10 protein-coding genes are annotated in these 15,254 nt (G+C 69.8%); 7 read left to right on the top strand and 3 right to left on the bottom strand.

Annotated features, from left to right (window positions below; translation table 11 throughout):
• Positions 1 to 65 precede the first annotated feature (65 nt).
• From NE358_RS15740 to NE358_RS15725, 4 genes are all read left to right on the top strand, one after another.
• Positions 66 to 1,793, top strand: coding sequence for an ABC transporter ATP-binding protein (locus NE358_RS15740; RefSeq protein ID WP_103208579.1), 1,728 nt, complete (start codon positions 66 to 68; stop codon positions 1,791 to 1,793).
• Complete coding sequence (locus NE358_RS15735; protein ID WP_289939993.1) at positions 1,790 to 3,961, top strand: ABC transporter ATP-binding protein; 2,172 nt, start codon at positions 1,790 to 1,792, stop codon at positions 3,959 to 3,961. The genes NE358_RS15740 and NE358_RS15735 overlap by 4 nt, the downstream gene beginning before the upstream one ends.
• A 301-nt stretch (positions 3,962 to 4,262) precedes the next feature.
• Complete coding sequence (locus NE358_RS15730; protein WP_174799700.1) at positions 4,263 to 5,519, top strand: glycosyltransferase; 1,257 nt, start codon at positions 4,263 to 4,265, stop codon at positions 5,517 to 5,519.
• 4 nt (positions 5,520 to 5,523) lie between these two features.
• On the top strand, positions 5,524 to 6,792 hold the full coding sequence (locus NE358_RS15725) for a glycosyltransferase (protein WP_289939991.1): 1,269 nt from the start codon (positions 5,524 to 5,526) through the stop codon (positions 6,790 to 6,792).
• A gap of 121 nt (positions 6,793 to 6,913) precedes the next feature.
• On the opposite strand, the gene NE358_RS15720 is transcribed toward NE358_RS15725, so the two are convergent.
• Positions 6,914 to 7,138: a hypothetical protein gene (locus NE358_RS15720; protein WP_289939989.1), complete on the bottom strand. Its 225-nt coding sequence runs from the start codon at positions 7,136 to 7,138 to the stop codon at positions 6,914 to 6,916.
• 87 nt (positions 7,139 to 7,225) lie between these two features.
• On the opposite strand from NE358_RS15720, the gene NE358_RS15715 reads away from it, so the two are divergent.
• A complete protein-coding gene (locus tag NE358_RS15715) occupies positions 7,226 to 8,233 on the top strand; it encodes a GlxA family transcriptional regulator (protein ID WP_116239520.1) in 1,008 nt (335 codons plus the stop codon).
• Positions 8,234 to 8,774: 541 nt separating this feature from the next.
• Complete coding sequence (locus NE358_RS15710) at positions 8,775 to 10,973, top strand: ATP-dependent Clp protease ATP-binding subunit (protein ID WP_103207952.1); 2,199 nt, start codon at positions 8,775 to 8,777, stop codon at positions 10,971 to 10,973.
• Positions 10,974 to 11,229: 256 nt separating this feature from the next.
• Here the strand turns inward: NE358_RS15710 and NE358_RS15705 are convergent, their stop codons facing one another.
• Positions 11,230 to 11,814, bottom strand: a complete 585-nt coding sequence (locus tag NE358_RS15705; protein ID WP_289939980.1) for a nitroreductase family protein — start codon at positions 11,812 to 11,814, stop codon at positions 11,230 to 11,232.
• 159 nt (positions 11,815 to 11,973) lie between these two features.
• A complete protein-coding gene (locus NE358_RS15700) occupies positions 11,974 to 13,335 on the bottom strand; it encodes a glucose-6-phosphate dehydrogenase (protein WP_289939979.1) in 1,362 nt (453 codons plus the stop codon).
• 113 nt (positions 13,336 to 13,448) lie between these two features.
• Between NE358_RS15700 and NE358_RS15695 the strand changes: the two genes are divergently transcribed.
• On the top strand, positions 13,449 to 15,230 hold the full coding sequence (locus NE358_RS15695; protein WP_103207958.1) for a glycoside hydrolase family 15 protein: 1,782 nt from the start codon (positions 13,449 to 13,451) through the stop codon (positions 15,228 to 15,230).
• Positions 15,231 to 15,254: the final 24 nt, after the last annotated feature.

Here is a 15,254-nt window from a genome sequence, read left to right as displayed (position 1 = left end):
CGGAGGTCGGTGCCAGGCTGAGACCAGCGGTCATCGCGACCGCGTCGATCTCCTCGGAGGGCTTCGTGCTCGGCAAACTCCTCGTCCGCTATCTTTCGCGCTATCGCTGGCTGCTCGTCGCGATCCTCGTCTTCCAGGCCGCGTCCGCGATCGCGACGCTCTACCTCCCGCGCCTGAACGCCGACATCATCAACCTCGGCGTCGCCCGCGGTGACACCGGCTTCATCTGGACGCAGGGCGGGCTCATGCTCGTGATCTCGCTGGGCCAGATCGTGGCGTCCGTCATCGCGACGTACTTCGCCGCACGGGCGGCGATGGCCGCGGGCCGCGACATCCGCCTCGACGTGTTCGAACGCGTGAGCGGGTTCTCCGAGCGCGAGCTGTCGCACTTCGGCGCGGGCTCCCTCATCACCCGCAACACCAACGACGTCCAGCAGGTGCAGATGCTCGCGATGATGGGCGCGACCATGCTGGTCAGCGCCCCGCTGCTCGCGATCGGCGGCATCGTCATGGCCCTGCAGCAAGACGTCGGCCTCAGCTGGCTGATCGCCGTCGCGGTGCCCACGCTGCTCGTGGCGGCCGGGCTGATCATCGCGCGCATGGTGCCGCTGTTCCGCAGCTATCAGACCAAGCTCGACGGCGTGAACCGCGTCATGCGCGAGCAGCTCACCGGCGTGCGCGTCGTGCGGGCGTTCGTCCGCGAGCGCATCGAAGAAGAGCGCTTCCGCGAGGCCAACACCGACATCCTGGTCGTCGGCCGCAAGGTCGGCTCCCTCTTCGTGCTGCTTTTTCCCCTGGCGATGCTGGTCCTCAACGTCACGGTGGTCGGCGTCATCTGGTTCGGCGGTATCCAGGTCGACGCCGGTGGGGTCGAGATCGGAACGCTGTTCGCCTTCATCCAATACGTGGCGCAGATCCTGGGCGGCGTGCTCATGGCGAGCTTCATGACCGTGATGATCCCGCGCGCCGCCGTCTCGGCCGAGCGCATCGGCGAAGTGCTCGACAGCCGGTCGACGCTCGAGCGTCCGGCCGACCCGGTCGAGCGCCTGCCCGAACCGGGCGCGATCGTGTTCGACGACGTCGCGTTCGCCTATCCGGGCGCCGAGTCACCGGTGGTCTCGGGGATCAGCTTCGCGGCTCGACCCGGTGAGACCGTCGCCATCGTCGGCTCCACCGGCGCGGGAAAGACGACGCTCGTCTCGCTCATCCCCCGTCTGTTCGACGTCACGTCGGGTGCCGTGCGCGTCGGCGGCGTGGATGTCCGCGAGGCCGACCTCGATGTGCTGTGGAAGAGCATCGGGCTCGTCCCGCAACGGCCGTTCCTCTTCAGCGGCACGGTCGCATCGAACCTGCGGTTCGGGCGTGAGGACGCCACCGACGACGAGCTCTGGCACGCCCTCGAGATCGCTCAGGGGCGGGACTTCGTCGAGGCGATGGAGGGCCGGCTCGAGGGGCGCATCGCACAGGGCGGCACGAACGTGTCGGGCGGTCAGCGCCAGCGCCTGGCGATCGCGCGGGCCATCGTGCACCGCCCCGCGGTGCTGGTCTTCGACGACTCGTTCTCGGCGCTCGACCTCAGCACCGACGCGCGATTGCGACAAGCGCTCTGGAAAGAGCTGCCGGAGGTGACCAAGATCGTCGTCGCGCAGCGCGTGTCGACCATCACGGGCGCCGACCGCATCGTCGTGCTCGAAGACGGCCGCATGGCCGGTCTCGGCACACACGACGAGCTGCTGGCCACGAGCGCCACCTACCGCGAGATCGTCGAGTCGCAGCTGGGGGTCGAGGCATGAGCACTCCCGACACCCTCACCGAAGAAGAGCGCGCCGAGGCCGAGCTCGCCGAGCAGGCGCGGCTGAACTCCGGCAGCTGGGACAGCGTCGCACCCGGCAAGGCGTCGGACTTCGGCCCCAGCTTCCGTCGCCTCATCGGGCTCCTGCGGCCGTATGCCGCGGCCTTCGTCTTCGTCTCGATCCTCGGTGCTCTCGGCGTCGTGCTGGCCGTCTTGGCCCCGCGCGTCCTGGGCGATGCGACGAACATCATCTTCGAGGGGGTCGTCTCGAAGGGTCTCGCTCAGCAGTTCCCCGCCGGAACCTCGCAGGCCGAGGTCGTCGCGGCATTGCGGTCGGCCGGCCAGAACGACATCGCCAACATCGTCGGTGCGATGAGCAACTTCTCGGTGGGCGCCGGGGTCGACTTCGACGCGCTCCGCCTCGTGATCGTGACGGTGCTCGCGATCTACGTCGGCTCGTCGCTGCTGTCGTGGATCCAGGGCTACGTGATCAACGTCATCATGGTGCGCACGATGTGGCGTCTGCGCGAAGACGTCGAGGCGAAGATCAACCGCCTGCCGCTGTCGTACTTCGACAAGGTCCAGCGCGGCGAACTCATCTCCCGCGTCACCAACGACATCGACAACATCACCCAGACGATGCAGCAGTCGCTCTCGAGCGCCCTGACCTCGGTGCTGACCGTGGTGGGCGTGCTCATCATGATGTTCACGATCTCGTGGCAGCTCGCGCTCGTCGCTCTCGTGTCGCTCCCCCTCATGGCGGTCATCTTCGGCGTCATCGGACCGAAGTCGCAGAAGGCGTTCGGCGAGCAGTGGAAGAAGGTCGGTCGACTCAACGCCCGCGTCGAGGAATCGTTCTCGGGTCACGCCCTCGTCAAGGTCTACGGGCGAGAGAAGGACGCCCGCGAGAAGTTCGAGGCCGAGAATGAGGAACTGTTCCAGGCGAGCTTCAAGGCCCAGTTCCTCTCGGGCATGATCATGCCCGGCATGATGTTCGTCGGAAACCTCACCTACGTCGGCATCGCCGTGCTCGGTGGACTCATGGTGGCCGGTGGGCAGATCCGCCTCGGCGACGTGCAGGCCTTCATCCAGTACTCGCAGCAGTTCACGCAGCCGCTGTCGCAGTTGGGCGGCATGGCCGCGGTCGTGCAGTCGGGCACCGCCTCGGCCGAGCGGGTCTTCGCGCTGCTCGACGCGGAGGAGCAAGACCCGGATGCCGCAGACGCCCCGGCCCAGATCGATGGGCGCGGAGTCATCGAGTTCCAGAACGTCCGGTTCTCGTACACGCCCGAGCAGCCGCTGATCACCGACCTGTCGTTCCGCGTCGAGCCCGGACAGACCGTGGCGATCGTCGGCCCGACCGGTGCCGGCAAGACCACCCTCGTGAACCTCATCATGCGGTTCTACGAGCTCGACGGCGGGCGCATCCTCCTCGATGGACAGGACATCGCCGAGCTCCGGCGAGACGACGTCCGCTCGCGCACGGGCATGGTGCTACAGGATCCGTGGCTGTTCGCCGGCTCGATCCGCGACAACATCCGTTACGGCCGCGAGAGCGCGACCGACGACGAGATCGTCGAAGCCGCCGTGGCGACCCGTGTCGACCAATTCGTGCACTCTCTTCCCGAGGGGTACGACACCGTGCTCGACGAGGATGCCGCCAACGTCTCGGCGGGCGAGAAGCAGCTCATCACCATCGCGCGCGCCTTCGTGGCCCGCCCGTCGGTGCTGATCCTCGACGAAGCGACCTCGTCGGTCGACACCCGCACCGAGCTGTTGCTGCAGCAGGCGATGGCCGCTCTCCGCGAAGGCCGGACGTCGTTCGTCATCGCGCACCGCCTGTCGACCATCCGCGATGCGGACCTCATCCTGGTGATGGAGCACGGCGACATCGTCGAGAAGGGCACGCACGACGAACTCATCGCGGTCGAGGGCGCGTACTACCGCCTGTACCGCTCGCAGTTCGAGCAGGCTTCGACCGACCTCGACCCGGCCTCGGTCGAGGCGCAGCGCGAGGGCGACCCGCGGCACTCTCCTGCTACGGACGACGCCGTGGTCGTGTCGGCGATGGCGGCCGCGGCATCCGAGGTTCCCGCCGCCGCGGGCACCGACGGTCCGCCGCGTCCGGCACAGGGCGTCCCTGCGCCCGGTTCGCGACCCGGCGAGTAACGCCGCCTCGCGTCACCCGCGAAGCCCGCTCGGTCCCGCACCGCGCGGGCTTCGTCGCGCGGGGCTTCCGCTCGGGTGGGGGCGGACTCGGCGCATCGCGGCGAACCGTGGCCGGCCCGAACCCTCGGCTGCGCCCCGAGCCGTCGCCGGGCCGCCGCACCCGCCCGTGCGGGTAGGTGCCCGGGGAGCCTCGGCGACACCTGTGCGGCGCCCCAGGGCCGCAAAACCCGCTCGGGTACAGTGGACGGGCGCTTGCACCTTGCCCTCGCTACGACCGCCGCATAGATAGGCCTCACCCCTCGTGACCACTCCTGCGACGCCCGCCGATCCTTCCGTGCCCGACGCCACGACCGAATCCCCGGCCGCGCCCGATGTGCCGTCGACCCCCGACCGACCGCTGCGGATCCTCATCGGCGCCGACACGTTCCTCCCGCACGTCAACGGCGCCGCGCGCTTCGCCGAACGTCTTGCGGCGGGTCTCGTCGCCCGCGCACACGAGGTGCACGTCGCGGCCCCCAGCGCGCAACACGGCACCGTCGGCACCGGCACCGAGGTCATCGAAGACCAGCCGATGACGGTGCACCGGCTGCCTTCCCACCGTTTCCTGCCGCACGACTGGCTCACCTTCGTGTTCCCGTGGCGCGCGAAGCACTACGCCCGCATCCTGCTCGACGAGATCAAGCCCGATGTCGTGCACATCCAGTCGCACATCATCATCGGTCGCGGTCTCGCTCGCGAGGCGCGCAAGCGCGGCATCCCGGTGATCGCGACGAACCACGTGATGGCCGAGAACATCCTCGATTTCACGACCCTGCCCGACGCGCTCGACCGCCTCTTCGTGAAGCTGGCGTGGGCCGACGCCGAGCGCACGTTCAAGATGACGCGCGCCGTCACGACCCCCACCCGCAAGGCCGCCGACTTCCTCGAGTCGACGATCGACATCTCGGGCGTCATCCCCATCTCGTGCGGCATCGACCGCTCCAACTACCGGCCCGACCTCACGCCGCGCGACGCGAATCGCCTCCTGTTCGTGGGGCGTCTCACGACCGAGAAGCACATCGACGTCGTGCTCACGGCGCTGTCGCAGCTCGACCCCGCCCTCGATGTCACCTTCGACATCGTCGGCGGAGGCGACCAGCGAGCGAAGCTCGAAACCCTCGCGCAGCAGCTCGGGGTCTCCTCACGCGTCACGTTCCACGGACACGCCTCCGAAGAAGACCTCCGCACGCTGTACTCGCGCGCCAGCGTCTTCGCCATCGCTTCGATCGCGGAGCTGCAGTCGATCGCCACGATGGAGGCCATGGCATCCGGTCTGCCGATCGTCGCCGCGAACGCGGTGGCGCTTCCCCATCTCGTGCACGACGGCGAGAACGGCTACCTCTTCGAGCCGGGAAACGCCGACGAGCTCGCCGCACGCCTGACCGATGTGCTCACCGCCTCTCCCGAGGAGCGCACGCGCATGCAGCAGGCCTCCCTCGACGCGGTCGCCGTGCACGACATCAATCGCACGCTCGACACCTTCGAGGCGCTCTACCGCGGTCGCCCCCTGCCGGAGTAGCCCCGTGCACGTCGTGATGTTCGCCGACCAGCACCTCGAGTCGCTCGGCGGCGCGCAGGTGTCGATGCGTCTGCAGAAACGTTTCCTCGAGCGCGCTGGTCATGTCGTCACGGTGGTGGCGCCGCGCCTGCACCGGCCGGCACGCGACGATGCGGCGTACCTCGACCTCCCGTCGATCCCGATCACCCCCGACCGCGAGTACGCGCTGAGCTGGCCGGGTGTTCGGACGGACAGATTCCTGGATGCCGAGATGGGCGCGCGACTCCCGGTCGACGTCGTGCACGTGCAGGCCGACTTCTGGGGTGCGTTCATCGGCCACCGCTACGCCGCGCGCCACGGCCTGCCCGTGGTTCACACCATGCACAACCGCGTCGACGTGGGGATCGAGGCCACGGCGCCGTTCCCCGGGCTCGTGCTGCGCGCGCTGAACGCCTGGGCGAGGAAGGTGCTGCCGAGCGGTGCCCCCCTCCACGGCAATGCACCGAACGCGGAGCGTTCGGGGGCGTCGCCCCGAGATCGGCGCGCGATCGCGAGGTCCGCGGCCGCCGGTCCTGCCGACGGCTGGGCGTTCCTGCGCCAGCTGGCCCGTCTCTCTCGAGCGGTCACGGCACCCTCGAGCCACTTCGCCGGCCGCCTCGAGAACCACGGCGTCGCCGATGCGGTCGACGTGATCTGGAACGGTATCGACGACGACGTACTCGACGCCGCGCTCGGCGCTGAGGCCTCGGAGCGTCGACCCGGCCGCCCGCGGTTCATCTGGCTCGGGCGCATGAGCCCCGAGAAGCGCCTGTTGCCGTTCCTCGAGGCGGTCGTGGCCTCGGGCATCGATGCCGAGGTCGAGATCGTCGGCGGCGGGGCTCAGCTTCGCGCCGCGCGACGCCTGATCGAGCGGTCGTCGCCGACGGCGTCGGTGATCTTCGCGGGGCGCCTGCCCTATGCCGAGACGCTGCGTCGCCTCGCCGACGCGGATGCCGTCGTGCAGACCTCGATCGGATTCGAGACGCAGGGCATGACGGTGTTCGAAGCGGCCTCGCTCGGAACCCCCGCCGTGGTGAGCGATCCGGACATCGCGGCCGAGCTGGGGTCGGGGATCTGGGCCGTCGCGGATGCCACGGTTCCGGCGCTCGCGCAGGCTCTCCGCCATGCCGCAACCGACATCGCCGCGGGCACTCCGGTCGCTCCGGATCCCTCGATCGCCGAGCGGTTCCGCCAGTCCTCCCGCACGGCCGCGATGGTCGACGTGTACGCCCGCGCGGTCGCCGCAGGGCGCTGAACCAGCTCCCGGTTCCACGGAAGCCGGGGTGCGACGGCCGAGGGTTCGTGCCGCGTCGGGATGCCGGCGTCCGGGGGTGAGGCCTCTTGCCGCGCCCGCCGTCGCGCACGCGGCAGGACCGTCACGGCGTCTGCACGACGATGGGGCTGGTGACGGTGCGAGGGACATTGAGACTCGCCGCTCGCCGCGTCTCGCGCGGAGCCTCCGTCTGCTTCTCGCGGGGCTCCCGCGGCGCCGCGCGTCGAGGGTCGGTGGGGATGCGTCCGTATCCGTCGGTGCGGATGAGCCACACGGTTCCGACGATGCCGGCGAGGGACAGGATGCCGAGAGCGATGAAGTAAGCCATGGCAGAAAAGCTACGGGTAGAGGAATGGTGCCCACGAGTGACATGATGGACGCCTGCCGAAAGATTTCTGCCACACCGGAGGTTCGCATGCGCTCGGTCGCCGTCGTCATCCAGCCCGGGTTCGCCCCCTTCGAATTCGGTCTCGCCTGCGAGGCGTTCGGGTTGGACCGCAGTGACGACGGCATCCCGAACTTCGACTTCCGGATCGTTGCGCCCGACCCGGGCGTCGTGCCGTCGAACATCGGGTTCTCGATCAACGTCGAACGTGGTCTAGAGGCCGCCGCCGACGTCGACATCCTCGTGCTCGCGCCGATCCCCCGGGAGACGTGGGGAGCCGTCGACCCGCGTGTGCTCGACGTCGTGCGCGCGGCGCACGCCCGGGGTGCCTGGCTGCTGAGCGTGTGCAGCGGGTCGTTCGTGATCGCGGCATCCGGAGTGCTCAACGGCAAGCGCGGAACGACGCACTGGCGCTACGCCGACGTCATGGCGCGGATGTACCCCGAGATCGAGGTGGACCCCGACGTGCTCTACGTGCAGTCCGGGAACATCATCACCAGCGCCGGCACCGCGGCCGGGCTGGACGCCAGCCTTCACCTGTTGCGTCAGGAGCTGGGTTCCGAACTCGCCAACCGCATCGCTCGCCGCATGGTCGTCGCCCCCCAGCGCGACGGCGGTCAGGCGCAGTTCATCGCCTCACCGATCCCGATCGATTCCTCGCTCTCGCTCGCCCCGGTGACCGAGTGGATGCTGCAGAACCTGGATGCCGAGCTCTCGGTCGAACGACTCGCGGCGCGCGCCCACATGTCGCCGCGCACCTTCGCCCGCCGTTTCAAAGCGGACCTCGGCGCGACCCCTGCCGCGTGGCTCGCGCGGCAGCGCCTGCTCCACGCCCAGCGGCTGCTCGAGGAGACCGACCTCGGCCTCGACCGGATCGCCGCGGAGTGCGGCTTCGGATCCGCGGCCGTGCTTCGGCAGAACTTCGCCCGCACGATGGGGCTGACCCCCACGGCGTACCGTGCGCGCTTCTCGTGCAGTGAGCCCGCGGCGTCCGGGGCCGATATTGCCGCACGAGACGCGGAGCCGATCCCGGCCTGACCCCGCCGTTCGGGGTTCCGGCCACCACGGGTTCCGTCCCGGTGGTCCGGCACCCGGCGCCCCGGCCCGGCGCCACGGCCGGGCACCCCGGCCCGGCGCCTCGGCCCTACGCCCCGGCCCTACGCCCCGGCACCTCGGCCCTATGGCCCGGCCCCACGGCCCGGCATCCCCTGCCGTCGTGCGGAGTTCCCGGCCGATGCGCTGCTCAGGCGGTCGTGGTCACGGCGTGTCGGGCCGGAGCTCCGCGTGACGGTCCGAACTGCCGTGCGCGGCGGGATGCGGGTCGCGCCCGACGCCGAGCCGCGGAGCGCGACCGTCGTACGGACAACGACGCCGACGCGCCGCGTCGACGCCGCACCCACCGGCGCGTCGCGGCACTGCTCCGCATGGCGGCCCGCCTCGACGTCGACCGGGTCGCCCCCGTGCCGCGGCCCTTGATCGGGGCGACTCGACCCCCATTGTCCCGCGCACTCCTCGCTGCTAAACTTGAGCCAATTCCGCTCAACTTTTTGCAGCGGCAAACAGACTTCCGGGAGAACACATGAACGCCACACAACAGCCGGGGCAGGAGGACGCGCGCAGCGCCCTCGAGCAGTTCGGCATCAACCTCACCGACCGGGCCCGCCAGGGCAAGCTCGACCCCGTGATCGGGCGCGACGGCGAGATCCGCCGCGTCAGCCAGGTGCTCACTCGGCGCACCAAGAACAACCCCGTGCTCATCGGCGAACCCGGTGTCGGCAAGACCGCCGTCGTCGAGGGCCTCGCTCAGCGCATCGTCGCGGGCGACGTCGCCGAGAGCCTCAAGAACAAAGAGCTGGTCTCGCTCGACATCTCGGCGCTCGTCGCCGGTGCGATGTACCGCGGCCAGTTCGAGGAGCGCCTCAAGAGCGTCCTCAAAGAGATCACCGAGTCCGACGGGCGCATCATCACCTTCATCGACGAACTGCACGTGCTCATGGGCGCGGGTGGCGGTGAGGGCTCGGTGGCGGCGAGCAACATGCTCAAGCCCATGCTCGCGCGCGGAGAACTGCGCCTGATCGGAGCGACCACGCTCGACGAGTACCGCGAGTTCATCGAGAAGGACGCCGCCCTCGAGCGGCGCTTCCAGCAGGTCTACGTCGGTGAGCCCACGGTCGAAGACACCGTGGCGATCCTGCGCGGCCTCAAGGAGCGGTACGAAGCCCACCACAAGGTCGCGATCGCCGATACGGCGCTGGTGGCCGCGGCATCCCTGTCCAACCGCTACATCCCCGCGCGTCAGCTCCCCGACAAGGCGATCGACCTCATCGACGAAGCCGCATCGCGCCTGCGAATGGAGATCGACTCCGCACCGCTCGAGATCGACGAACTGCGACGACACGTCGACCGCCTCAAGCTCGAGGAACTCGCTCTGAAGAAGGAGAAGGACGACGCCTCGAAGGAGCGCCTCGCCACCCTTCGCGAGACCCTCGCGGCCGAGCAGGCCAAGCTCGACGACCTGCAGGCTCGCTGGGAGCGGGAGCGGGCCTCGCTCAACCGCGTCGGCGATCTGAAGACCCGACTGGATGCCGCTCGCGTCGACGCCGAGCGCGCTCAGCGCGAGGGCAACCTCGAGCGGGCGTCGCGTCTGCTGTACGCCGAGATCCCCGCTCTCGAGCGCGAGCTCATGGTCGCCGAGCGCGAAGAACCGGCGGGCGACCGCATGGTCAACGACCAGGTCACCGATGAGGACATCGCGTCCGTGATCGCGGCGTGGACGGGTATTCCGGTGGGTCGCCTCCTGCAGGGCGAGACCGAGAAGCTTCTGCACCTCGAGCGCGAGCTCGGTCGGCGCCTGATCGGACAGCGGGATGCCGTGAAAGCGGTGTCCGACGCCGTCCGTCGCTCGCGCGCGGGCATCAGCGACCCGCACCGGCCGGTCGGTTCGTTCCTGTTCCTCGGTCCGACCGGTGTCGGCAAGACCGAGCTGGCGAAGTCGCTCGCCGACTTCCTCTTCGACGACGAGCACGCCATGGTGCGCATCGACATGTCGGAGTATGGCGAGAAGCACTCCGTCTCGCGGCTGGTCGGTGCCCCTCCGGGGTACATCGGGTACGAGCAGGGCGGCCAGCTGACCGAGGCCGTGCGCCGGCGCCCCTACAGTGTCGTGTTGCTCGACGAGGTCGAGAAGGCGCACCCCGAGGTGTTCGACGTGCTGCTGCAGGTCATGGACGACGGCCGCCTGACCGACGGCCAGGGCCGTACGGTCGACTTCACGAACGTCATCCTGGTGCTGACGTCGAACCTGGGGTCGCCGATCCTCATCGACCCGACCCTGTCGATGGAGACCAAGCGCGAGCAGGTGCAGGCACTCGTGCGCCAGGCCTTCAAGCCGGAGTTCGTGAACCGCCTCGACGACATCGTGATCTTCCAGGCTCTCAGCCAGGACGACCTCGCGCAGATCGTCGAACTCTCGGTCGACGCGCTCCACCAGCGCCTACGCGAGCGCCGACTGAGCCTCGCGGTCACCCCCGACGCCCGATCGTGGCTCGCCGAGCGCGGGTACGACCCGGTGTACGGAGCGCGGCCGCTGCGTCGCCTCATCCAGACCGAGATCCAGAACCGCCTCGCGATGGCCATCCTGGCCGGAACGGTGCGCGACGGCGACGTCGTGCGGGTCGATGTGGCGAGCGACGGTGACTCGCTCGCGCTCGTCAGCACCGGCCCCGCGCAACCGGAGGCGGGCGACGACGACGTGATCGAGGCCGAGATCGTCGAGTAGTTCGGCGGACGAGGGTGCCACGTCGGGTGCGTGGCATCCCTCCTCCGCGTTCGGCCCGCCGTTTCGTGGGCCCCGGCCGGCTCCGGTCACGCATAAACGCTCTTTCCGCGCATAAACGCGAGGAGAGAGCGTTTATACGCGCGGATCGCGTTTATGCGTGGTCAAGACAAGAGGAACGCCGCCCGTCCCGCGGCTGTTGCGCAGCGTGGTGCGGGCGGACGGCGTGGGCGCGGCAGACGGGGCCGGATGCCGTGACTCAGTCGTCGACGAGCAGCGACTCCTCGACCGTACGGCGCTCACGCGGGGCGAGCTCGCGCTGACGCAGGCCCTCTTCGGCCGCGTCGACATCGCCCAGGGTGCCGACCGCGATGACGGTGACGGGGGTGAAGCGGGGGTCGATGTCGAACGCCGCGCGAAGGTCGTCGGACACGAATCCGCCCATCTGGTGGGTCGCGAGGCCCCCGGCGTGGGCCTGGACCGTGAAGTGGGCGGCGGCCTGACCGCTGTCGTACATCGCCCAGGCGCGCGCTTCGCCGTCTTCGGTCTCGGTCTCGGCGAGAACGACGAGCAGAGCGCCGGCCGCGGGGGCCCAGGCCTGGTTGAAGCCCATCAGCGAGGCGACGACACGCTCGTGCGCGGCCGTACCCCGGCGCGCGACGATGAAGCGCCACGGCTGGAAGTTCATGCCCGAGGGAGCCCAACGGGCGGCCTCGAGAGCGGAGCGGAGGGCCGACTCGTCGATCGGCGTCTCGGGGTCGAAGACGCGGGTGCTCCATCGCTCGGCGAGCACGTCGAGGATGGGGGCGTCGGTGGGGGCGGTGCGGTCGAGCGCGAGAGACATGGGTACTCCTGAGAACGGGGACTGATGCGGGACGCCGTTGACCCGCACCACTCAACGCCATCGATGGGCCGAGTGTTCCCGTATGAACTTATGCGTCTGTGATGAGACGCCGTCCCGCGTCACGCCGGGCCGCAGAACCGCCCCTTGTCGCGGCGTCGATCACGCCTTCCACGACGCGGGGCCCGCGGTACCCGCCGGATACTCGTCGAGCGGCACCTCGTTCTTGCGCCACGCGTCGATGACCGGCTGCACGATGCGCCAGCACTGCTCGGCGGCATCACCGCGGACGGCGAGCATGGCGTCCCCATCGAGGATGCCGGAGAGCACTTCGCCGTAGGCCTTGAGCGCGCCTTCGCCGAGATGGGCGGAGAGGTTGACCCGCTCGAGATCGAGCGGGTCGTCGGCGCCGTTGATGTTCAGGCCCAGGCTGATCGTGTCGGGCCCGAGCGAGAACACCATCTCGGACGGCTCGTTGTCGCCGATGAACCCGTCGGGAAGGTGGCGCACGGGCTTGAAGGTCACGGTGACGGCCGGGTCTCCGGCGCCGAGCGCCTTGCCCGAGCGCAGCACGATCGGAACCCCCTGCCAACGGGCGGTGCGCACCTCGACGGTCATCTCGGCGAGCGTCTCGGTGCCGCGCGAGGCGTCGACGCCGGGCTCGTCGACGTACGACGAGAAGTGGCGATCGCCCACGTCGCCGGCGGTGTAGCGCGCGCGGCGCGAGTTCGCGACCGGGTCGTCGTCTTTCACGTGCGTTGCGCGGAGTACCGCGGACGTCGCGTCGCGCAGATCGAGTTGATCGAGGGATGCCGGGGGCTCCATCGTGACGAAGGCCATGACCTGCAGCAGGTGGCTCTGGATCATGTCGACCAGGGCGCCGGCGGCGTCGTAGTACCCGGCACGCCCCTCCAGGCCCAGGGCCTCGGGGAAGTCGATGCGAATCGAGGCGATGTCGTCGGCCGACCAGACGCTCTCGACGATGCGATTCGCGAAACGCGTGCCGAGCAGGTTCAGCACCGTCGACCGGCCGAGGAAGTGGTCGATGCGGAAGACCTGGTCTTCGGGCACGAGGGTCGCCAGCTGCGTATTGAGCGTGTGGGCGCTCGCCTCGTCGGTGCCGAACGGCTTCTCGAGGGCGAGGATCGTGTGCTCGGGGATGGTCACGTCGCTGAGCGCGAGACACGCTTTCTCGGTGACCGCCGGAGGCACCGCGAAGTACAGGGCCGGACGGCCCTCGGCGTCGTCGAGCAGCTTCTGCAGATCGGCCGCCTTCGTGATGTCGGCCTGCGAGTACGTCGTCTCGGAGACGGAGGCGAAGGCGTCGTCGGCATCCATCGTGTGGAAGGCCTTTCGCACGACCTCGCGCCAATGCTCGTCGGTCCAGTCCTCCATGCTCGCGCCGTGCAGGCGCACAGACCGGTTCGGCTCGCGCGAGAGCAACTGGCCGAGGGCCGGGAGGAGCAGTCGCGAGGTGAGGTCGCCCGAAGCGCCCAGGATGATCAGGGTGGTGTCCGCCGCCATGTGGCCACCGTAGCGCCCGCTTCCGACATCGCCGGGACGCTTGCAGCGGGCACGGGGGAGTCACTAGCGAGATCGATAGCCCCGATGTCAGCGGCACCTGCCACAATCCGAGGGTGACGACTCCGATCGAGGACTACGCGGTCCTCAGCAACTGCCGATCCGCCGCCCTCGTCTCCTCCGCGGGGAGCGTCGACTGGTTGTGCCTGCCGCGGTACGACAGCGGGTCGATGTTCGGCGCTCTGCTCGGCGACGAGTCGCACGGCGCGTGGTCGCTGCGCCCGGCCGACCCCGAGGCGCGCGCGATCCGGCGCTACGACGGAGACACCTTCGTGCTGGTCACGCGGTGGGAGACCTCGACCGGCATCGCCGACGTCTACGACGCCATGCCCATCGACGAGGGCGTCGAGGCCCTCATCCGCCGTGTGGTCGGGGTCTCGGGCGCGGTCGATTTCGTCAGTGAGGTGCGTCTGCGGTTCGACTACGCCCGAGCGGTGCCATGGGTGCAGCAGATCGGTCATGGTGACGAGCACGTCATCCTCGCCGCGGCCGGCCCCGATGCCGTGACGATCCGCGGGCCGCGTCTCATCGCCGTCGACACCGCCCACCGTGCGCGGTGGACGACGCAAGCGGGCCGGAGCGTCGACTCGGTCCTGGCCTGGGGACCGTCCTGGCAGGACCCTCCGGCCGCGTTCGATGTCGAGGCGGCGCTCGAACGCACCCGCGAGTGGTGGGCCGCGTGGGCGGACCGCGTGCAGTCCGCGGGAACGCACGCGGCCCTCGTCACCCGCTCGCTCATGGTGCTGCGCGCTCTCACGCACTCCGAGACGGGCGGCATCGTCGCGGCGGCGACCACCTCGCTCCCCGAGGCCTTCGGCGGATCCCGCAACTGGGACTACCGCTACGTCTGGCTCCGCGACGCCGCGCTCACCCTCAGCGCCTACATCGACCACGGCTACCTCGACGCCGCGCACCGCTGGCGCGACTGGCTTCTGCGCGCGATCGCCGGCGACCCTGCCGACGTGCAGATCATGTACGGCATCGCGGGGGAGCGCGACCTCCCCGAACGCGAGATCCCCAGCCTCCCCGGCTACGGCGGCGCGGCGCCGGTGCGCATCGGCAACGGCGCGGTCGACCAGTACCAGGCCGATGTCATCGGCGAGGTGATGGTCGCTCTCGAAGCGGCGCGCACCGCGGGTGTCGAAGAGACGACCTTCTCGTGGTCGCTGCAGCGCGCACTCCTCGACCAGCTGGCGAGCGAGGTCGACCGCCCCGACCTCGGCATCTGGGAGATGCGCGGCGAACCCCACTTCTTCACGCACTCGCGAGCGATGGTGTGGGCGGCTTTCGATCGCGGGATCCGGGCCGTCGAAGAGGGCGGGCGCGACGGCGACGTCTCCACGTGGCGCGCCCTTCGTGATCGCGTTCGGGCCGACATCGACGCCCGCGGCGTGCACGCGGGCGGGTGGTTCACCCAGCATTTCGACACCGACGAGGTCGATGCGTCCCTTCTCGTCCTGCCGCAGGTCGGTTTCTGCGCCTACGACGACCCGCGCATGCTCGCCACCGTCGCCCGTATGGAAGAGACACTCATGCCCGACGGGTGGCTGTTGCGCTACCGCACGACGGGCGTCGACGGCCTGACCGGAGACGAACATCCCTTCCTCGCGTGCTCGTTCTGGCTCGTGGGGCAGTACGCCCACAGCGGTCGTCGCGACGAGGCCGTCGCGCTCATGCAGCGTCTGACGGCCGTCGCCAACGATCTCGGTCTGCTGTCGGAGGAGTACGACCCCACCACCGGTCGTCAGGCGGGCAACACCCCGCAGGCGCTCTCGCACCTCGCCCTGGTCGGCGCGGCCGACGCGCTCGACGCCACGGCGTCCCCCGCAGAGTCCTGAGTCCGCCTCGACGCACCGACGCGG

This window comes from Sphingomonas sp. G5, from assembly GCF_052660795.1.
This window is presented reverse-complemented; position numbering and strand designations above follow the sequence as displayed.

What these genes read in the sequence shown, in the direction of transcription:
- NE358_RS15735 (WP_289939993.1), top strand. Translation starts at nt 1,790, where the DNA reads ATGAGCACTCCCGACACCCTCACCGAAGAAGAGCGCGCCGAGGCCGAG.
- NE358_RS15720 (WP_289939989.1), bottom strand. Translation starts at nt 7,138, where the DNA reads ATGGCTTACTTCATCGCTCTCGGCATCCTGTCCCTCGCCGGCATCGTC.
- NE358_RS15715 (WP_116239520.1), top strand. Translation starts at nt 7,226, where the DNA reads ATGCGCTCGGTCGCCGTCGTCATCCAGCCCGGGTTCGCCCCCTTCGAA.
- NE358_RS15710 (WP_103207952.1), top strand. Translation starts at nt 8,775, where the DNA reads ATGAACGCCACACAACAGCCGGGGCAGGAGGACGCGCGCAGCGCCCTC.
- NE358_RS15705 (WP_289939980.1), bottom strand. Translation starts at nt 11,814, where the DNA reads ATGTCTCTCGCGCTCGACCGCACCGCCCCCACCGACGCCCCCATCCTC.
- NE358_RS15700 (WP_289939979.1), bottom strand. Translation starts at nt 13,335, where the DNA reads ATGGCGGCGGACACCACCCTGATCATCCTGGGCGCTTCGGGCGACCTC.